General features: G+C 64.9%; 17 protein-coding genes. 4 read left to right on the top strand and 13 right to left on the bottom strand.

Going from position 1 to position 18,728, the window contains the following annotated elements:
* Window positions 1-492 precede the first annotated feature (492 nt).
* A complete protein-coding gene (locus ACVOLO_RS04210; RefSeq protein WP_481569026.1) occupies window positions 493-2,496 on the top strand; it encodes a M13-type metalloendopeptidase in 2,004 nt (667 codons plus the stop codon).
* A gap of 134 nt (window positions 2,497-2,630) precedes the next feature.
* On the opposite strand, the gene ACVOLO_RS04205 is transcribed toward ACVOLO_RS04210, so the two are convergent.
* From ACVOLO_RS04205 to ACVOLO_RS04175, 7 genes are all read right to left on the bottom strand, one after another.
* A complete protein-coding gene (locus tag ACVOLO_RS04205; RefSeq protein ID WP_481569025.1) occupies window positions 2,631-3,278 on the bottom strand; it encodes a rhomboid family intramembrane serine protease in 648 nt (215 codons plus the stop codon).
* A 42-nt stretch (window positions 3,279-3,320) separates the two neighbouring features.
* Window positions 3,321-3,665 (bottom strand): MGMT family protein, encoded by a 345-nt coding sequence (locus tag ACVOLO_RS04200; RefSeq protein ID WP_481569024.1) that lies wholly within the window; start codon window positions 3,663-3,665, stop codon window positions 3,321-3,323.
* A complete protein-coding gene (locus tag ACVOLO_RS04195; protein ID WP_481569023.1) occupies window positions 3,662-4,603 on the bottom strand; it encodes a DMT family transporter in 942 nt (313 codons plus the stop codon). Before ACVOLO_RS04195 ends, ACVOLO_RS04200 begins: the two co-directional genes overlap by 4 nt.
* Window positions 4,604-4,967: 364 nt before the next feature.
* Window positions 4,968-6,320, bottom strand: coding sequence for a glutathione-disulfide reductase (gene gorA / locus ACVOLO_RS04190; protein WP_481569022.1), 1,353 nt, complete (start codon window positions 6,318-6,320; stop codon window positions 4,968-4,970).
* Complete coding sequence (locus tag ACVOLO_RS04185; protein WP_481569021.1) at window positions 6,317-7,567, bottom strand: NAD(P)/FAD-dependent oxidoreductase; 1,251 nt, start codon at window positions 7,565-7,567, stop codon at window positions 6,317-6,319. Before ACVOLO_RS04185 ends, gorA begins: the two co-directional genes overlap by 4 nt.
* Before the next feature lie 16 nt (window positions 7,568-7,583).
* Window positions 7,584-8,792, bottom strand: coding sequence for a DUF418 domain-containing protein (locus ACVOLO_RS04180; RefSeq protein WP_481569020.1), 1,209 nt, complete (start codon window positions 8,790-8,792; stop codon window positions 7,584-7,586).
* Window positions 8,793-8,960: 168 nt separating this feature from the next.
* Complete coding sequence (locus ACVOLO_RS04175) at window positions 8,961-9,440, bottom strand: FKBP-type peptidyl-prolyl cis-trans isomerase (RefSeq protein ID WP_481569019.1); 480 nt, start codon at window positions 9,438-9,440, stop codon at window positions 8,961-8,963.
* A gap of 111 nt (window positions 9,441-9,551) precedes the next feature.
* Here ACVOLO_RS04175 and ACVOLO_RS04170 point away from each other — a divergent pair, with 111 nt between their 5' ends.
* From ACVOLO_RS04170 to ACVOLO_RS04160, 3 genes are all read left to right on the top strand, one after another.
* Window positions 9,552-10,079: a C40 family peptidase gene (locus tag ACVOLO_RS04170; RefSeq protein WP_481569018.1), complete on the top strand. Its 528-nt coding sequence runs from the start codon at window positions 9,552-9,554 to the stop codon at window positions 10,077-10,079.
* 105 nt (window positions 10,080-10,184) lie between these two features.
* Entirely contained in the window at window positions 10,185-10,931 is a 747-nt protein-coding gene (locus ACVOLO_RS04165; protein WP_481569017.1) for a C40 family peptidase, read from the top strand.
* Between the two features lie 191 nt (window positions 10,932-11,122).
* Entirely contained in the window at window positions 11,123-12,457 is a 1,335-nt protein-coding gene (locus ACVOLO_RS04160; RefSeq protein WP_481569016.1) for a sigma-54 interaction domain-containing protein, read from the top strand.
* A gap of 251 nt (window positions 12,458-12,708) precedes the next feature.
* On the opposite strand, the gene ACVOLO_RS04155 is transcribed toward ACVOLO_RS04160, so the two are convergent.
* The 6 genes from ACVOLO_RS04155 to ACVOLO_RS04130 all read right to left on the bottom strand — a co-directional run bounded on the left by ACVOLO_RS04155 (window position 12,709) and on the right by ACVOLO_RS04130 (window position 18,428).
* Window positions 12,709-14,052, bottom strand: coding sequence for a transporter (locus ACVOLO_RS04155; protein WP_481569015.1), 1,344 nt, complete (start codon window positions 14,050-14,052; stop codon window positions 12,709-12,711).
* Between the two features lie 42 nt (window positions 14,053-14,094).
* Window positions 14,095-14,862, bottom strand: a complete 768-nt coding sequence (locus ACVOLO_RS04150; RefSeq protein ID WP_481569014.1) for a hypothetical protein — start codon at window positions 14,860-14,862, stop codon at window positions 14,095-14,097.
* Between the two features lie 12 nt (window positions 14,863-14,874).
* Window positions 14,875-15,576 (bottom strand): C39 family peptidase, encoded by a 702-nt coding sequence (locus tag ACVOLO_RS04145; RefSeq protein WP_481569013.1) that lies wholly within the window; start codon window positions 15,574-15,576, stop codon window positions 14,875-14,877.
* A gap of 153 nt (window positions 15,577-15,729) precedes the next feature.
* Entirely contained in the window at window positions 15,730-17,193 is a 1,464-nt protein-coding gene (locus tag ACVOLO_RS04140) for an adhesin (protein ID WP_481569012.1), read from the bottom strand.
* 48 nt (window positions 17,194-17,241) lie between these two features.
* A complete protein-coding gene (locus ACVOLO_RS04135; protein WP_481569037.1) occupies window positions 17,242-17,781 on the bottom strand; it encodes a hypothetical protein in 540 nt (179 codons plus the stop codon).
* A 113-nt stretch (window positions 17,782-17,894) separates the two neighbouring features.
* On the bottom strand, window positions 17,895-18,428 hold the full coding sequence (locus ACVOLO_RS04130) for a hypothetical protein (RefSeq protein ID WP_481569011.1): 534 nt from the start codon (window positions 18,426-18,428) through the stop codon (window positions 17,895-17,897).
* Window positions 18,429-18,728: the final 300 nt, after the last annotated feature.

Genomic DNA, 18,728 nt, shown 5'->3' with positions numbered 1-18,728 from the left:
AGTTTGGAGTGCGGCGCCCCAACTCCTACACGTGCTTGTGCGCACCGCGGCATAACGGGCTGCCGCACTCCGCTCTCACCTGCAAACCTACTCCGGTGGCAGACACAAGCGGCCTCGGCCGCGAAACTCATAGACCTGAAACACCCGCCCATGACCGCAATCACGTCCAGTCCACCGCACCTGTTTGTATTCAGCGCTTCGCGACCAAGGTCGCTCCTACAGGCAACGGTATAAGTCGCGAATCCGATGCATGCGGCCGCCGTACCGGAAAAGACCTCCCGCAGCAGCGGGCCCGGCCGCGAAGCCGACGGACGTAAAACGCGCATGCCGCCGGGCCGCAATCGCAGGTGCCCGGATCCGCTGGCCTTCTCTGCTTCGCGACCAAGGTCGCTCCTACCCGGGCCAATCCGCAAAACCATGACCAAGCCCGGCGCAAGCGCGCATCAGCTTGTTAAACTCCGCCCACTTTGTCCTCCTGCGGATATGCGCCACATGCCTACCCTTCGCCCGCTTACCCTCGCCCTGGCTTTCGGCCTGGTGACCGTCCTGTCCACGGCAGATGCCGACGCCGCCCGCAAGCGGGCCGCGCGCGCACCGGCGGTAAGCCCGGCCTGCACCGATTTCTACGAGTTGACCAACGCCAACTGGCTCAAGGCCAACCCGGTGCCGCAGACCGGCGCAGTCACCGCCCTGGGGCAGTTGGCCAGCAACACCCGCGACCAGCAGCGTCAGCTGCTGGACCGCGCGATGACCAACCCGCAGGGCAACGTGCAGAAGCTGCTGGGTGATTTCTGGGCCAGCGGCCTGGATGAAGCCGCCGTCGAAGCCGATGGCTCCAAGCCCATCGCCCCGTTGTTGACCCGCATCGACGCGATCAAGAAGGCCAAGGACATCCCGGCTTCGATCGCCGCACTACACCAGGTGGGCATCCCGGTGGCGTTCAACTTCGCCCCGGACGTGGACCTGAAAGCGCTGGACCGCCACATCGGCTACTTCATGCAGGGCGGCATGGGCTTGCCGGACCCGGCGTTCTACACCCGCACCGACGCCGACACCGTCGCGCTGATGAGCCGCTACCGCGGCTATGTGAAGCAGATTCTGGCCCTCACCGGCACCCCGGCCGACAAGCTCGATGCCGAATCGGCACTGGTCATCCAGCTGGAAACCGAACTTGCCCGCAGCGCGCACTCGGTGGCCGACATCAACAACCCGTTCAACAACTATGCGCCGGTCGCCACCAAGGACCTGGGCCGCTACCGCAACCTGCAGCTGGACGCCTTCCTCAAGGCACAGGGCGTCAATGACGACCTGGTCTCGATGGCCGATCCGGCGCTGTTCCAGCAGCTCAACACCATGGTTACGCGCCTGCCCGCGGCGCAGTGGAAGGCCTACCTGCGCTGGCGCGTCGGCGACTCGATGGCGCCTTACCTGTCCAAGGCCTACCGCGACGCCGAGTTTGAGTTCCGCGGCCGCGTGCTGCGTGGCCTGGTCATTGCACCGACACGCAACGACGCCGTGCTCGACGCCATCAACGTGGCGGCCGGCCCGATGCTCGGCCACGAATACGCCAACGCCTACATCAGCCGCGACGTGCGCCGCCAGGCCGGCATCATGGTTGACCAGGTCCGCGAGGCACAGATTGCCGCGGTCAAGCGCAGCACTTGGCTGAGCGCCGAAGCCCAGGCCGAAGCAGAGGCCAAGCTGGGTGCGATGAAGATCGAGATCGGCACCCCCCTGCGCGACTTGGACTACACCGTGCAGCCGATGGGCCGTGGCAGCTTTGGCGGCAACATGCTGATCGCCTCCACCTGGCGCCACGCCCAGGAGATGAAGCGCATCGGCAAGGGCAACGCCGACCGCCGCTGGGACGTGCTGCCGCAGCAGCCGGCCATTGCCTATGACATCGCACAGAACCGCCTGATCGTCACCGCCGCCGCCCTGCAGGGCCCGATTTTCGCCGAATCGGCCAGCAGCGCCGAAAAATTCGGCGCTTTCGGCGGCATGGTCGCCCATGAAATCAGCCGCGCCATCGATGCCAAGGGCGCCATGATCGACGCCAAGGGCGAACTGCGCAGCTGGTGGACCCCGGCCGACAAGAGCGCCTGGTCCCTGCTGGGCAACCGCGTGGCCGCGCAGTACAGCGGCTATGCGTTCCCGGGCGTGAAGGATGCCAAGGTCAACGGCGAACTGACACGCGACGAAAACATGGCCGACATCTCCGGCGTGGAGATCGCCTGGGAAGCCTTCAGCGCAACCCAGGCCAACGCCAGCGCGGCCGACCAGCAGTCGTTCTTCAAGGGCTGGACTGCGCTGTGGGCCCAGCAGGTGTCGCCGAACGACGCCCTGCAGCGCTTGGCCTCGGACGTCCGTGCACCGGGCCGTTGGCGCGCCAATGCCCCGCTGGCCAACCTGCCGGCCTTTGGCGCGGCTTTCACGTGCAAGCCGGGCCAGCCGATGCAGCGCACCGACGCCGAGCAGATCAAGATCTGGCGTTGATGCGAAATTGAAGAAAGCAAAAAGGCGCGGAATTCCGCGCCTTTTTTTTTGAACGTTGTAGCGCCGAGCCATGCTCGGCTGAAGCTTTACCTGTGATGCCTCTGCCGAGCATGGCTCGGCACTACAGTCATCTGCTATTTCACCCGGCGCAGATGCGGGCCGCGCTTGTTGTTGAACGGCGGTTGCCCGCGCCAGTAACGGATCAGCAACCAGCCAAACAACATGCCGCCCAGGTGTGCGAAGTGGGCCACGCCCGGCTGCCAGCCGGTGAAACCCAGCAGCAACTCAATGGCACCGAACACGATCACGAAGGTCCGCGCCTTCATCGGGATCGGCGGGAACAGCAGCATCACGCGCTGGTTCGGGAACAACATGCCGTAGGCCAGCAGCAGGCCGAACACGCCGCCCGATGCGCCCAGCACCGGGTTGAACTCACCAAACAGCGCCGCCACCACCAACTGGCAGAGGCCGGCACCAATCACACAGACCATGTAATAGGTGAGGAACCGCTTCTCGCCCCAGGTCATCTCCAACGGCGCGCCGAACATGAAAAGCGCCAGCATGTTGAAGAACAAATGGCCAAAGCCACCGTGCAGGAAACCGTAGGTCAGCAACTGCCAGGGCTCAAAGCCCGGTGAATCCAGGAAGGCCTGCTGCGAGCCCAGTGGCCACAGCATCAGTTGCGTGAATACCCCTGCGGTCTGCGGCAACTGCTGCAGCAGGAACAGGGCAACGTTGGCGATCAGCAGTGTCTGGGTGATCTTGGGCAAGCGCGGGAACATGGCGGCATCCGGGGGAACTGGCGCCCATGATAGCCGCAGCAGTCAGCCCGGCCCCCAGATCGCCTCGTCCAGCGTGCCTGCCGGTTTGACGCGCTTCACCCGGCCGTTCTCCACTACCACGCCCTCGGCACGCAGCCGCTGGCTCTGCTCGCGCCAGCCGCGCGAGCCTTCCGGCATGGCGATGCGCCCATCCGAACGCAGCACCCGATGCCAGGGCAGTTCTGGATCCTCGTTGCCACCCAGCAGCCGCGCCACCAGCCGTGCGCGGCCCGGCAAGCCCGCCTTGGCGGCCACCTCGCCATAGCCCATCACCTGCCCGCGCGGGATGGCGCGGATGGTGTCCAGGATGCGGGCATGGCCCGCGGCCGGGTCGGCGGCTTCGTTCACCGCTTCCGCGCTATCCCGCTGCCGACCAGCAGCACGCCCGCCAGCACCAGTACGGTGCCGGCGCTCTGCCACGGGCCCATCGGTTCGTCGAGCAGCCATACGCTCAGCACAATGGTGGAAACCGGCCCCAGCATACTTACCTGCGCCGCCAGCGACGAGCCAATGCGCTTGACGCCCACCATGATCGCCAGCACCGGCAATACCGTGCAGACCGTACCGTTGAGCAGCGACAACCAATACACCGGCGGCGCATACGTCCACAGCGCACTGACCGGCTGGAACAGCAGGTACTGGCCGATGCACAGCACGCAGGCCACCATGCTGGCGTAGGCGGTCAGACGCACTGCGCCGATGCGCGCCACCGCCTGGCCGCTGCCGAACAGATACACCGCGTAACTGAGCGCACTGGCGAACACCAGCGCCGAGCCGATCAAGGTACGGTGGCCATCGAGCTGGATGTCGTGCCCGAATGCCAGTAGCACACCGAGATAACTCACCAGCAACGCCAGCACCTGCATGCGCGTGGGCCGTTGCTTGAGCACCACCAGTGCGATCAACACCACCAGGGTGGGGCTGAGGTAGAGAATCAACCGTTCCAGCGTCGCGGTGATGTATTGCAGGCCGAGGAAATCGAGATAGCTGGACAGGTAATAGCCGCTGAAACCCAGCACGGCGACCCGCCACAGGTCACCGCGCGACAGCGGCGCGGAACGTTTTGCCGCCCAGATGCCCATCGCAATGAAAAACGGGAACGCAACCATCATCCGCAGCGCCAGCAGGGCGGTGGCATCGGCGCCGTGGCGATAGGCCAGTTTGACAATCACCGCCTTGCCGGAGGCGGCGATGGCCCCCATGCCCGCCAACAGCAGGCCATTGATCAGCAGGCGCCGGGAACGGGTGGGAAGTGGCGTGGTGGCCGGTTGCGTTGAAGCGGTCATCGACAGTGGGCATGCGGGGGCCGCCCATTATCAAGGATGTGTCGGGAGGTGATTACGGAAGCGGCGCAAGCGAAAGAGCTTGGCGCTGAAAGATGGAGGATGGGAGGTTGAGGTTGAAGCTGAAAGCACCCCTCCCCCGCCCTCCCCTTTGCTACGCGAAAGGGAGGGGGTAACAGCAGCGGCAATGCGGACTGCAGCATCGCGTTGCACTTCCTGCAAAGAGCCGCAGCATTGTTTGCGAAGGACCGAAGCACTGCGTGCGACTGCACCATTCGCCTCCTCCCTTGCGCGCAGCGCAGGGGAGGATTGAGGAGGGGTGCTGTTGCCTGCGGCTCCACAGCTTCACAGCCCCTCACTCATGCGCTTAGCGCATCAACACCACTTCTTCGGCCGAGGTGGGATGGATGGCCACCGTGTCCTCCATCTGCCTGCGGGTGACACCGGCCTTCACCGCCACGGCGAACCCCTGCAGGATTTCATCGGCACCCTCGCCCAGCAGGTGGATGCCCACGACTTTCTCGTCCTCGCCCGCGCAGACCATCTTGAACACGCTGCGCACTTCACCACCGCCCAGCGCCTGCAGCATCGGCCGGAAGCGGCTGTGATACGTGGTCACTTTGTCAAAGCGCCTGCGTGCGTCTTCCTCGCTCAAGCCCACCGTGCCAAAGGGCGGGTGCGCAAACACCACGCTGGGCACGTTGTCGTAGTCCAGCCTGGCATCCGGCTGGCCGCCATACAGGCGGTCCATCAAGCGGCGGGCCGCGGCAATGGCAACCGGCGTCAGCGTTACCCGGCCGGTGACATCACCGACGGCGTAGATGCCCGGCACCGAGGTGTTCTGGCGCTCATCCACGGCGATGGCGCCCTTTTCGTCCAACGCCACGCCGGCCTGTTCCAGGCCGAGCCCGCGTGTGTTCGGCGCGCGGCCGGTGGCAAACAACACGTTGTCGAAGACCGCCTTTTCCGGGCCATTACGCAACAGTGCGCGCACCCGGCCGTGCTGGCGCTCCAACGCCGTCACCGCACAACCGAAATGCAGCTCGACGCCCTGCACCCGGAGGTTTTCGGCCAACTGGTCGGACACTTCAGCATCGAAGTGCCCAAGCAGGCGTTGACCGCGCACCAGCAACGCCACCTCACTGCCGAGCGCGCGCAGCACGCCGGCCAGTTCAACGGCGATGTAGCCGCCGCCGATGATCGCCACGCGTTCCGGGCGCGCCTGCAGCGCGAAGAAGTCGTCGGACACGCCGCCCAGTTCCGTACCTGGCAGTTCCGGCTTCACCGGATGCGCGCCGGTGGCAATGACAATGTGTTCGGCACGCAGGCGGGTGCCGTCGTCGCACTCCACCGTGTGTGCGTCCAACAAACGGCCACGACGGCTGATGCGGGCCACGCCGGTTTCATCCAGACGCTTCTGGTAGCTGGCATGGATGTTGGTGATGTAACGCTGCCGCCGTTCCACCAACTGTGCCCAGTCCAGCGCCGGAGCGGCCGGCACATCGAAACCCATCGCTGAAGCCAGGCCAATCCGCTCGGCCAGGTCCGCCGCCAACCACATGGCTTTCTTGGGAACACAGCCCACGTTGACGCAGGTACCACCCAGCGGCGCCGGCTCCAGCATCGCCACCTTGGCGCCATGCCCGGCGGCGCGGAATGCGGCGGCCAAACCACCCGAACCGCCACCCATCACCACCACATCGTAATTGCCTGCACTCATTGGAAACGCTCCGCGCGATACGGCGTGGGATCAATGGCAGGTGTCCGCCCGGTAATCAAATCAGCCATCAGTTGGCCACTCCCGCTGCTCATGCTGATGCCGAGCATGCCATGTCCGGCCGCTAACCAGACGTGAGCGTGACGGGGCGAACGCCCGAGGATCGGCATGTCATCCCAGGTCATCGGCCGCCAACCGCACCAATGCTCATGCACCGTTTCGCCCAGTGGTTGTCGCAGGTATTGATGTGCAGCCTGCTGCAGCGCCTGCAGGCGGGTCGGGTTCAAGCGATTGTCGTGGCCGGAGAATTCCATCGTCCCGCCAAGACGCAGCTGCCCCTCCCAGGCGATGACGAACACCGAGCGGTCCTTCAACACCACCGGACGCCTCGGCACGTGTGCCGGCAGGCTGCCGGTGATGGAGTAACCCTTGCCCGGCTGGATCGGCATGCGCAGGCCAATGCAGCGCACCAGAGCCGGCGACCACGCGCCGGTAGCCAGGACGAGTTCGCTCGCGCGGCGCTCGCCCCTGGAGGTCTGCACGCGTACGCCCTGCGTTTGCGGATCGAACGACAGCAGCGCGCAGTGCTCTTCAATCTGCACGCCCCGCGCGCGCAGCACGCGGCCGAGCTCGGCGGTGTAGCGGTCCGGCCGCAGGCTGGCGTCGCCGGGGAAGTGAATCGCACCGACGATACCGTCATTGAACGCAGGCTCATGACGCAGATACTCGGCGCCATCGATCACCCGCGCGGCGATACCCAACTCTTGCAGCGCCTCGCATTCGGCCACATGCTGCGCAAAGTTGGCTTGATCGCGGAAAACATAATCCAGGCCCTTTTCCGCGAATTCGCAATCCAGCTGATGCTCGCGAACCCACTCGGCCAGGCGCTGCCGCGAGTCGTTCAACAACGCGGCGCGGCCTTGCGCGCTGTGCAGCCAATCCTGCGGGTTGCAACGCGCGGCAAAGCGCACCAGCCAGCGCCACAGCGCAGGATCAACGCGCGGCGGGATATACAGCGGCGCCTGCGGTGACAGCATCCATCGCAGCGCGCGCATGGGCACGCCCGGCGCCGCCAGCGGCGCTGCGTGGCTGGGCGTAATGGTGCCGCAGTTGCCGTACGAGGTCGCAGCGCCGAGGCCGCCAGCATCGAGCACGCGCACCTGGCGCCCGGCGTGGGAAAGCGCCAACGCCGTCGCCAGGCCGGTGGCACCAGCACCAATGATCAGCACATCGTCCAGGGGGAATTTCACCCGCCAATTCTATGCCTCAGCCTCCCGGCTGGCGGCGCAATGGTGGCAGTTGCAAGTATGTAAACCCGCGCCACAACCACTCCACCGGGCCGAAGCGGAAGTAACGCAACCAGCAATGACTGAGCAGCACCTGCACAGCAAACAAGGCGATGGCGAACACCAGTTGCCACGCGCGCCCCATCTGCTCGAACCAACCCAGGCCGTAGCCATAGAACACCAGCGTGCAGATCAGCGACTGCGCCAGGTAGTTGCTCAGTGCCATGCGCCCGGCCGGTGCCAGCCATTGCAGCAGGCCACTCCAGCGCACGCCCCACGCCAGGTAACCCAGGCACATCAACAGCCCCGCCACGGCGTTCAGTGCAAAGGTGCCGGTGGAGCGCAGGTCAAAGCGACCGGGTGCCACATAGGGCAACGCCCACGCGCTGAACAGCATCAATGCCAGACCTGCCGGCAACGCGCCCCAGCGCAGGCAGGCAAACAAGCGGGGATGTTCCTGCGGCCGGGTGATCGCCCCGCTGCGTACAAACCATGCCCCGATCAGGAACATGCCCAGCACCTGCGGCCCCACGATCATCAGCGCGCCCAGTGCCGTGCCGAAGTCCCGCAGCCGCTGCACTACCGCCGCACCATAGCTGCCATGCCCGTACGCCTGCCGCTGGGCTTCGATCGAAGCCAACGCCGTATCGGAGAGCTTGGAAAGCTGGTCGGCGGGCAGCAATGACATCACCGCGCCAAGCAGCACGACGAACGCCGTCGCCCCCAGGTAGGCCACCGTACCCAGCGCCGGCAACCAACTGCGCGGCGCCTCGCGGAAGGCCAGCAGCACGAAGGACAGCAAGGCGTAGGACACAAGGATGTCGCCGGACCACAACAGCAGCACATGCAGCACGCCGATCACCAGCAGGCCCAGGCTGCGACGCAGATAGAAACGGGTGAAATCGCGACCGGCTGCTTCGGCACGCTGCAACATCACCGCAAAGCCCGCGCCGAACAGCAACGAGAACAGCGTGAAAAACTTGCCTTGCACGAAGATGTAGACGAACGCATCAGCCCAGCGGTCCAGCCCCAGCCAGTGCACGTCGATGCCGGTGAAGGACAGATCCAGCGGGCCGGCGAACGCCTCGATGTTCATCAGCAAGATGCCCAGCAGCGCCAGTCCGCGCAGGACGTCCAGGGTTGCAATACGCTCGTTCGACGGGGTTGGCTGGAATGCAACGTGGGACAAGGCCGGCTTCCTTTTGGCGTTCGAGGGGCGATTAGAGCATGTTGGACGTACGCCGCCGACGGATGTGACCACAGCTGCACGCCGAACATCGCGGCCGTCTCCCATCGCCCCAAAAAAAACGGCCCGCACAGGGCGGGCCGTTGATTGCATCGTTGCCGGTGCGGTGGATCAGTGCTGGTGACCGCCGTCGCCGTGCACGTGACCGTGCTGCACTTCTTCTTCGCTGGCTTCGCGCACTTCAACGATTTCCACGTCGAAATGCAGGTCCTTGCCGGCCATCGGGTGGTTCAGGTCAACATCGACCACGGTCATGCCGACCTTCTCGACGGTGACGGCGCGCGGGCCGAAGTTGGTCTGCAGGATGACCTGGTTGCCCGGCACCAGGCGGGTGTTGCCGAAGTGCTTCTTCGGCACGCGCTGGGTCAGGCCCTCGCGGCGCTCACCGTAGGCATCGGCGGACTTCACGTCCACGCCGAAGCTCTCGCCGGCTTCCTTGTCCATCATGGCCGCTTCCAGGCCCGGAATGATGTTGCCGTGGCCGATCAGGATCGCCAGCGGATCACGGTCCTTGGAGCTTTCGATCGGCTCCTGGCCGACTTCGGAAACGGTGTAATGGAAACGGACAACGCGGTCTTTTTCGATCTTCATGCCTGACTCTGTTCTGATGACTGCCCGGGGCAGACGTTGGGACGGCCTTGCCGGCCGCCGGGGACGCCGCCATGATGACGGCCTTCTGAGGTGGCGCATTATCCGGGCTCCATGCACATCACGCCAGTTTTCCGCTCCCGCACGTGGCAGCTGACCGCCACGCTCCTGACAACCGCCGCCCTGGCTGCTTGTGGGCACAGCCCCAGCAAGCCCGCGCCAGCGACTGGCCAGACCTATTCGCCGGTGGCCCCGTCCGACCCGGCCGCTGCCGCCTCGGTGCTGATGCGGGCGCTGGGGCTGGTCGGCACGCCCTATCGTTACGGCGGCAACACACCCGAATCCGGTTTTGACTGCAGTGGCCTGGTGACCTACGTGTACCGGGACATGCTGGCGCTGAACCTGCCGCGCACCTCGCGGGAGCTAGCCGCCATCCAGGGGCCGAAGATCGCCCCCGACCGCCTGACCGCCGGCGATCTGGTGTTTTTCGGCGACAAAGGCAACGTCTGGCACGTCGGAATCTACGTCGGGGAAGGCCGTTTCGTGCACGCCCCAAGCACCGGCGGAACCGTCAGGCTGGATTACCTGGACGGCCCTTACTGGCGCAACCATTACACCGGCGCCAAGCGTGTTTTGCGGTAATCCGTGAATTCAGTCACTGGAACTAACGAATGTTTAACGAAATTTGTACCTATGCCCACGTTTCACAGGGCATGATCGCCCATCGAATTTTTCCGTGACTGCCGCGTGACGACTGACAACACGTCCTACCCGGGCCAGCCCAAGACCGTTTCCCCCGCCATCCGCCGCCTGCTGTGCGCCGTTGCACTGGCCCTTGCCAGTCTCCCGGCCTTGGCCCAGAGCGCTGCGGAGGTTGAACCCGCCGCCAAGCCGGCACCTGCCCGTGCCGAGGCACAGCGCAGCAAGGCCGACGCCGCCGCGACCGCCACACTGGCCGCACTGCTGCCGCACCTCGCCGCCAGTGACACGATTCCGCTGATGGACCGCTCGGCAATGTTCGCCGGTGACCTCAGCCGCCTGATTTCCGCCTATGACGCCTCCAAGGGCGTCTCCGCCGCCACCGAAGCCGCACTCGCCAACGACACCGATGGCAAGGTGCAGTCGGTTCTGCGCCGTGCCATGACCCTGCTCGGCACGCCGTATCGCTGGGGCGGCACCTCGCCGGACGCCGGTTTCGACTGCAGCGGCCTGGTGGGTTATGTGTTCCGCACCGCGCTGGGCATCGAGCTGCCGCGCGTATCCCGCGAAATGGCCAGCCAGGCCAGCGCCGAACTGATCCGCGACCGCGCCTCGCTGGCAGCCGGTGACCTGGTGTTCTTCGGCCGCCGCGGCCGCGTTGACCATGTTGGCATTTATGTCGGCGAAGGCCGGTTCCTGCATGCACCCAGCACCGGCAAGGATGTCCGTACCGACACCCTGCTCAGCGGTTACTGGGGCGACAAGTTCATGCAGGCACGCCGCGTCCCGCTGTAAACCCGCATACATGCAGTGCCAAAAGCCGTCACCCTTGGGTGGCGGCTTTTTCATTGGCGTGACAAACCAATCCGGGTTAATGAATCTGAATTGGCACATATCAAAACGTGCGCCAATTCACACAACAGATGTGATTGCACCCATCTGAATCGCGGGTATATGGTGACGGCCGAACGAAAAGGTGACCACGCATGGCCGCTGCACCTGATTCGAGCAAACGTTGCGTCATCTGGTTCGGAAAACCGGATGCACGCGAAAAAGTGATGCTGGCTGCCGACGGCTGGCAGGTACGCGCGGTTCTTCCCCAGCAACCTGCCGACATCGGCATGCGTGGGGGCGACACGGTGGTTGGCCTGATTGATTTCCGGGCCAGCTCGGACGGCGAACTGGAGCGCATCAGCCGGCTCATCGCCGAGCACCGGCACATGCCGCTGTTTGCCCTTACGCCCGCCACCGGCGAAGGAAGCGCGCAAGCCCCGCCGCACCCCCTGCTTGCCGCCTGCAGGCAACAATTTCCGCACCCACCAGATATCCGCGAGCTGCTTCGCCAGTTGCAGGCAGTGGACGAGGCACCGGCGGCACTGGCCCACGATGACGTACTGGATACGCTGCTGGGCGAAAGCGATGTGATGCTGGCCATGCGCGCCACCTTGCGCAAGTTCGCGCCCGTCGACCTGCCGGTATTGATCACCGGCGAAACAGGAACCGGCAAGGAAGTGGCCGCCCATGCCCTGCACCGCCTTTCCTCCCGGCAGGGCAAGCCGTTCCAGGCCATCAACTGCGGCGCCATCCCTTCGACACTGGTGCAGTCTGAACTGTTTGGCCATGAGCGCGGCGCCTTCACTGGCGCAATCGCGCGCCGGCAGGGCCTGTTTGAAACGGCACACACCGGCACGGTGTTCCTTGATGAGGTGGGCGACCTGCCGCTGGACGCACAGACCAGCCTGCTGCGGGTGCTGCAGGAGGGCACCATCGAGCGGGTCGGCAGCAACCAGCCGCTGCATGTTGACGTGCGCATCCTTGCCGCCACCCATGTGGACCTGGAGCATGCGGTGGAACAGGGCCGTTTCCGCCGTGACCTGTATTACCGGCTCAATGTCCTGCGCCTGTCGATGCCACCGCTGCGCCGGCGCGATGGCGACATCGACCTGCTGGCACGGCATTTTCTGGCCGACTTCCGCCACCGCCACCGCATCCGTGCACGCGGCTACAGCAGCGACGCCCGCCAGGCGATGGCGCGGTTTCCCTGGCCAGGCAACGTGCGCGAACTGTTGAACCGGGTGCAGCGTGCAGCGATCACCGCCGAGGGCGAATTGATCAGTTGTGCCGACCTGGAGTTGTCGGGCCCGGGCAGCAGCAACCAGTTGGAGCATGTCCGCACCCATGCCGAGCGGGAGGCCCTGCTCTCCTACCTGCAGCAGAGCCGCTACAACGTCAGCGCCTGTGCGCGATTGATGAAGGTCTCGCGGGTGACGATCTATCGGTTGTGCCGCAAGCACCGGCTGGAGCTGGAGACGTTGCGCTGAGTTGAAGATTGGAGATTGGGGAGTGGGGATTCAGTAGCTGAAACGAGAACGCGGCTGCGCCGCCTCCCTCTCTCCTGCCTGCGGCATCCCGCTCCGCGCCCAAGCTTCGCGCAGTGCGCGAAGCGTTCACGCAGGTGCGATCCGATGGATCGCAAGCCACCTGCGCTCCCCCGCAAGGGGAGAGGAAAAAGACAACCGCCTGGCGCGTCGCAGATTCCTATTCCCAATCCCGAATCCCAACTCGCCAATCCCTACAACATGTAAGGCACCTTGAACGCCAGGCTGAAATCCGGCGCGTCCGGGGTCAGGCCAATACCGAGCATGCTCACGAAAGTCGCCTTCGAGGTCAGCGCGTAGGTCACGCCCAGGTTGAGCGTACCGGCGTTGGCGTCACTGCCGATCACCTTCATCCACTTGCCATCCTTGTAGCGGGTGGATGCGCGTGCACTGAGCTTGTCGCTGAAGGAGATGCTCAGGCTGGTGCGCTCGTTGAAGGCGAACGCCACGCCGGCGCCGAAGTAGAACGAATCACCCAGCTTCACTTCGCCGGGGTTGATGGTGTCCGGGTTGGAGTCGATGTCGTCGAAGCTGCGCTTGAACGAGTGGATGTAGCCCACGTTCGCGAACAGGATCGCCGGATCGGCCGTCTTCACCGCCGACAGCCCGATGTTGGCCTGCCACACGCCGTTGCCGGTGGGTTGTTCGGCCGGCACGGCGAAACGGATGAAGTCATCGTCGTCGCGCTCGATCACCTTCCAGTCCATGCCATACGGCTCGCGCCCGGTGGGCGCGGTGACGCCGCCACTCAATACGGTTTCCGGCCGCCAGCCACGCTCGCCGAACAGCTTGTAGTTGGCGGTGGCGGTGATGTCGCCGATGCCGGTGCCGGTGGTCTCTTCCTGCGCGATCGCTGCCGCCGAGCCGCCGGCGCCGCCCTTCTGGTAGATGGTCTTGCGGGCGATATAGGGCACGTCCAGGTTCAAGGTCAGGCGCGGGTTCAAGCCCCAGCGCGCGGCAAAGTTGTAGGTCAGCGAATCCGATTCCACGTTCTCGATGGCGATGTTGCCCAGGAAGATCGCATCCAGTGCCAGGAAGCCATTGAGGGTGAGCTGCTTACGGTCGTAGCGCGCATAGCTGATGCTGTTTTCCAGGGTCAGGCGGCGGTTGAACAGTGCCGACTGCTGCTGTTTCACATCATCCACGCTGCGCCGTGCCGCCTCCTTGGCCTGCCGCGCCTCGTCGGCGCTGCTGGCATAGCCCTCGCCCGTGGGCGGTGCAGGTGATGCTGCAGGCGTACTGCCCGCTGCGGCGTCTGCCGCGGCCTGTGCAGCCACCGCCTGTGGCGTTGCCGGCGGCAGCGGCTGTGCGGTCTTGCCAGTGACCCGCGCCTGGATGGCCTGCACCTGCATGTCCAGTTCGCGCAGCCGCCTCACTTCCTGCGCATAGCTGGCCTTGAGCGCCTCCAACTGCGCGACCAATGCCCTTACATCTTCTTCGTCGGTACTGCCGGCTTTCGCCTCCTGTGCCGCCACCTTGGGCGAAACCACAGCCAGACTCACCAGCGCCGCCATCGCCAGTCGATTCATTGTCGTCATCCTCTACGTTGTGCCTGCCGGCCCGTGCGCTGCACAGCCGCCCTATAGACCACCCACCCCGCCAATCCCCCGATTGAGCGTGATGGCCTGCGCCACGTTCTGGTTCAGCGGCAGGTTGCCTGCCAGCGATTGCCGCACCAGATCGATCTGCAGGCGATTGCCCACCTGTTGGCCGTCGGCCATCAGCTGGATGCTTTGCCCGACACTGCCGCTGCGCAGCCATTGCTGCACGGCCCCCTGCCCTTCGATGCGCAGCTGCAGCTGCGCGGCATTGCCGTCGAAACTGGCCACCGCGCTGGCATCCCCGACCTGCGTCGAAGAACTGCCCGCGCCGCCACCATTGCCCTGCCCCGGAATCACTCCGTCGTTGCGCACGTTCAGATGCAGAACGTTGCTGGCGCGGTTGCCATCACCGGCAATCTGCACGCTCTGGCTCAACCCGGAGACATTGTTCAGGCCACTGCCGTCGATGCTGCGACCACTCACATCGGGCAACGGCGCATTGGCCGCGGTGATGCTGACACTCGGCGTGAACGTGACCTTGGGCGTGTTGCCCTTGCTGAAGTCCATGCCCAGGGTCAGCGCCCCCTGCAGGCTCTGGCCGTTGGCGGCCTGCCAGGTGGAAATCATGGTGACCCCGAACCAGGCCACCGCATTGCCGCCCACGGTGTAACGCCCGCGCATCAGGTTCAGTTCCGGGTCCGGGATCTCGCTCAGTCCCTTGCCCGGGCGGCCTTCCTGTCCGGCGGCGTACACCGGCAGCGCGAGCATCAGCGCAAGCACCAGCACACCGCAGCGATGGATGTTCATGACAGCACTCCTTCAGAACAGGTCGGCATGGCTGAAGCCAAAGTCGACCAGTTCGGCATCGGTAATCGGGCCCTGCCCCTGGCGCGCGGCCAGCATGCGGGCACTGGGTTTCTCACTGGGTTGCAGCAGTACCGTGTTGCGGTCGAAGTCACTGCCGATCACCACGAACACCGCGCGCGATGGCCAGGACTCCAGAAACTCGTTGAGCGGCACCACCCGGTTGCCGAGGATCGGGTCACCGATCTCGGCCATGTCATCGCGCACCTGTTTGAGCACGACGAAGTGGCGGAAGCCGCGTACATCCATCAGCACCAGGCCCGGCACGCGCAGGTTCTTGAGCCGTTCCTCATTGACCCGGTAGCCGCGTCCACGCATGCCCAGCGATTCCACATAGCGCTTGATGTCCAGCAGCGAAAAGCCGCGCTGGCTCACCAGCTCCGGATCGGCCACGCCCATCATTCCCTCGATCACCGTCGCCTCGTCGGTGTTGAGGTGGTAGGCATGCTTGAGGATCGTGGCCAGTGCCGCCGCACCACAGCTGTAGTCCGTCTGCTGCCGCACCAGGTTGCGGAAGCGCCGCTCCTGCATGCTCTCCACCTGGCCGGTGTACAGCGCGCCATTGGGCAACACGCCGCTGAAGGCGACATCGCCGGCAATCGCGGTAATAGGTAGCGACAACAACACACTGGCCATCAGCAGAGCGTTGCGGAACATGAGCAGATTGCCTCCACGGGCATCGTTCGGCAGGTGGGAGCCCTGGCACCACGGGGGGGAGGAACCAGGGCTCCCGGTGTCACCCGGCCATTGGCGGATGGCCGGGCTTGTTGCTCAGCGGGCAAACCTCATCCTTGCGGATGAGACGGCCGTTTACGGTTCACCACCGCCACCACCCGGCGTGCCGCCGCCGGTGGACGGCTGCGCAACCGCCAATGCAAGGCTGTTGGCCTGCAGGTTGCCGGTGCCCGAAGCCACGTTCACACCGATGTTGCCCGAGGCGCCGGAGAAGGCCGAGCCGGACAGTGCCGCGGTGTTGGTGGCCTGCACGGCAATCCAGTCCACCGTCTTGACCGTCCCGCTCAGGCTGGCCACCAGGTCGGCAGTGCCCATCTCCGAGAACTCGGTATTACCCGATTCGTCGGTGTCGAAGGCAATGCCGCCTACGCCCGGCTTGTTCGGGTTGGGCGTGGCGTTCTGGATGTCGTTATCCATGTCGATGTGACCCGTGGATTCGCCATTCGGGTGATCGAGCTCGCCATCCCACGTATCCAGGTAGTAGTTGTCCTTCTGGTACGCGTTGCCGGTGCCGCTGTACGAGCCGGTACCCGAGCTGGCGGTGCTGCCCTTGACCGTGCCGGTGAGCGTGATCGCGGTGCTGCTTTCCAGGCGATCGTAGTAGCCGTCGTTGCTGACCTCGTTGCCCGAGGAGACCTGGTTCGAGCTGATGCTCGCGGTGGCATAGGCGCTGGTAGCCACCGAGGCAGCCAGAGCGTTCTTCTGCTCGTTGTTGTTGCCGGAGACAACGTTCACGCCGATGTTGCCGGCCGCACCACCGAAGGCATTGCCACCGATGCCGGCGGTGTTGGTCACACCATTGTTGGTGGTCATGTTGTTCATGCCACTCTGGTTGACGAACACTTCCGCATCAGCCATGCCGAAGCTGAAGGAGGCATCGGCCGCGGACAGCGCAGCGGCGTTGTCCTGGGCGTTGTTGTCGCCGGCGGCAACGTTGAAGCCCAGGTTGCCCGACGCCCCGGAAGCCACGTCCGAACCGATGGACGCATCGTTGTCGAGCAGGTCGTTCTCGGCGTTGTTGTTGGAGATCGCCTGGCGGTTGTCGATGATGGCGATGGCCGCCGAGTCCAGGTCAATGTCGCCGGTGATGGTCGGATCACCGGAGAAGTTGACGTCCGAGCTCAAGCGGATGTCCTTCTCGAAGTTCACATCAACGCCGTGGTTGTTCTTTTCCTTGCGCTCGTCGGCGGTGATGTTGGAGGTCTTCTGCACGTTCTCGTACACGTCGCTGGACCAGGTACTGCTGGTGTTGCTTTCGTTGTTGTAGCGGATGTCGGTGTTGGAGCGGTTGTCGGAGTAGTTGCCGTTGAACCGCAGCGTGGCCGCCGCATCCAGCTTCAGGTCAACGTCGGTATCGACGTTGGTGTTGATGTTGGTATTGGTGTTGGTCGTGGTGTTGGTATTGGTGCGCGTCTCGTTCACGTTGTGCTGGTGATCGATGTTCGCGCTCACGTTCTGATCGTCCGCCGCATTGGCTGCCGCACTCAGGGTGAATGCAGTAACCGCCATGGCGAGTACAGTCCATTTATTCGCTTTCATGGTGCCCTCTTCAGGTTTGCTGATGCATCGGGTGGGATGGAGCATTGCTCACGGGGTGCCCTGCACGGAGATGCTCAAACGGTTCTCCGTGGCATTGGCTGATCCCGCGATCTGATTGAGTTGCAGCACGCCGTCGAATCCGCGCATCGCGGATGCGTCCACGCCCACCTTGCGGATGGCCCGTGGGTCGCTGACGACAGGCTGCCCCCCTGCCGACGCGAATGCATTGGACGAAGCCATGGCTTCATCACTTGCTTCGCGTATGCCCTGTGTGGCCAGCGTCGCGGTCACGGAGTTCAACTCCGCATTGCCACCGCCACTGGCCTGATTGATTGACGCAATGCCGCTGGCCCCGGCCAGCGCATTACCGCCGATGCGGGCACTGGCCTGCATCGGGCTGTTGAAGAGGTCTGCCTGGCGTCGCTGCGCGCTGTTGACGCGGACACTGGCATGTTCGCCATTGGCCAGGCTGTGCAGATTTGCCTGCATATTCAGATCGCCGGCGGCCTGATTGACGGCGATGGCGCCGTTGGCGCCGGCCAGCGCATTACCGTCGATGCGGCTTTCAACCGACAGATAGGAGAGCATGCCGTCGTAGCCATCCGCGCGGGACTGTGCGAGCGCTTGCGGCACGGCGAACACAGCCGCCAGCGCAGCGATCGCAAGCACGCCAACACGCCAGGGCCATTGCAGATGACGATTCATTTGCCACCCGGCCCGGCAGGCTGCCCCAATGGAAACTGCGCCAATGCACCGCGCACCTGGTCACCGATACCGCGCGTTGCACCACCGACCGCACTCATCGGGCCGCCGATCGTGCGCGACAACTGGCCGCCGGAAAGCGGACCTCCATCGCCCACTGCGCGCCCCAGGGTGCCGCCGACCATGCCGCTGGTGACGCGCTCCACGGTGGTTACGCTGTGCCCGTTGACCCCGCTGTCGGCCAAGCCGGATTCCATTGCGGCGTAGTCAGCATCGCTGAGCTCGTCCATGCCGCCCGCGCCCAGCGCTGACGCCAGTTCCTTGCGCGGCGAGGGATCGGCAATCAGCGCCAGGCCTGGCGGCTGCATGCGATAGGCCGGGCGTGCGGAAACGTCGCGCAGCAATACGATTTCGCCCGGCTGCGCCTTTACACCCTGGCGTGCACCGGACGCCTGTACGGCGGTGCTGCTGGCGGCCACCAGCACGAGGGTGCCGATGAAACCTGTGATGCGGTTGCCGATCCTGCTGTCCATTGCACCGTCCACTCAAGCTGACGATGGACTGGGAGCAGCAACCGTGCCAACCGGCTTTCCCAAGCAAAAACAACAGGTTGCCTGAAGCACCCAAGTGCCCGCACTGTATCCCTGTCACAGCAAAACAGCCATCCACGGGTACAGCGCAGTGGGCATTCAGGGGTCCGCCAAGCTGCTGTGGCGCGGCTCTCCAGCGGCTGTATCAATGGCGTTACACGGTGTTGTTACACCCTGCTACAAGCGTCCGCCGTTGGCGCAGGTGATCAGGATGAGCCGGGCTTCAGCCGCCGGAAACAACGA

The sequence above is a fragment of the Stenotrophomonas sp. STEN056 genome (assembly GCF_056759635.1).
This window is presented reverse-complemented; position numbering and strand designations above follow the sequence as displayed.

Excerpts from the sequence above, each read along its gene's own strand:
- ACVOLO_RS04140 (WP_481569012.1), bottom strand. The coding sequence starts at position 17,193 with ATGAAAGCGAATAAATGGACTGTACTCGCCATGGCGGTTACTGCATTC.
- ACVOLO_RS04175 (WP_481569019.1), bottom strand. The coding sequence starts at position 9,440 with ATGAAGATCGAAAAAGACCGCGTTGTCCGTTTCCATTACACCGTTTCC.
- ACVOLO_RS04150 (WP_481569014.1), bottom strand. The coding sequence starts at position 14,862 with ATGAACATCCATCGCTGCGGTGTGCTGGTGCTTGCGCTGATGCTCGCG.
- ACVOLO_RS04205 (WP_481569025.1), bottom strand. The coding sequence starts at position 3,278 with ATGTTCCCGCGCTTGCCCAAGATCACCCAGACACTGCTGATCGCCAAC.
- gorA (WP_481569022.1), bottom strand. The coding sequence starts at position 6,320 with ATGAGTGCAGGCAATTACGATGTGGTGGTGATGGGTGGCGGTTCGGGT.
- ACVOLO_RS04130 (WP_481569011.1), bottom strand. The coding sequence starts at position 18,428 with ATGGACAGCAGGATCGGCAACCGCATCACAGGTTTCATCGGCACCCTC.
- ACVOLO_RS04135 (WP_481569037.1), bottom strand. The coding sequence starts at position 17,781 with ATGCTCTCCTATCTGTCGGTTGAAAGCCGCATCGACGGTAATGCGCTG.
- ACVOLO_RS04210 (WP_481569026.1), top strand. The coding sequence starts at position 493 with ATGCCTACCCTTCGCCCGCTTACCCTCGCCCTGGCTTTCGGCCTGGTG.
- ACVOLO_RS04170 (WP_481569018.1), top strand. The coding sequence starts at position 9,552 with ATGCACATCACGCCAGTTTTCCGCTCCCGCACGTGGCAGCTGACCGCC.
- ACVOLO_RS04160 (WP_481569016.1), top strand. The coding sequence starts at position 11,123 with ATGGCCGCTGCACCTGATTCGAGCAAACGTTGCGTCATCTGGTTCGGA.
- ACVOLO_RS04155 (WP_481569015.1), bottom strand. The coding sequence starts at position 14,052 with ATGACGACAATGAATCGACTGGCGATGGCGGCGCTGGTGAGTCTGGCT.
- ACVOLO_RS04195 (WP_481569023.1), bottom strand. The coding sequence starts at position 4,603 with ATGACCGCTTCAACGCAACCGGCCACCACGCCACTTCCCACCCGTTCC.
- ACVOLO_RS04145 (WP_481569013.1), bottom strand. The coding sequence starts at position 15,576 with ATGTTCCGCAACGCTCTGCTGATGGCCAGTGTGTTGTTGTCGCTACCT.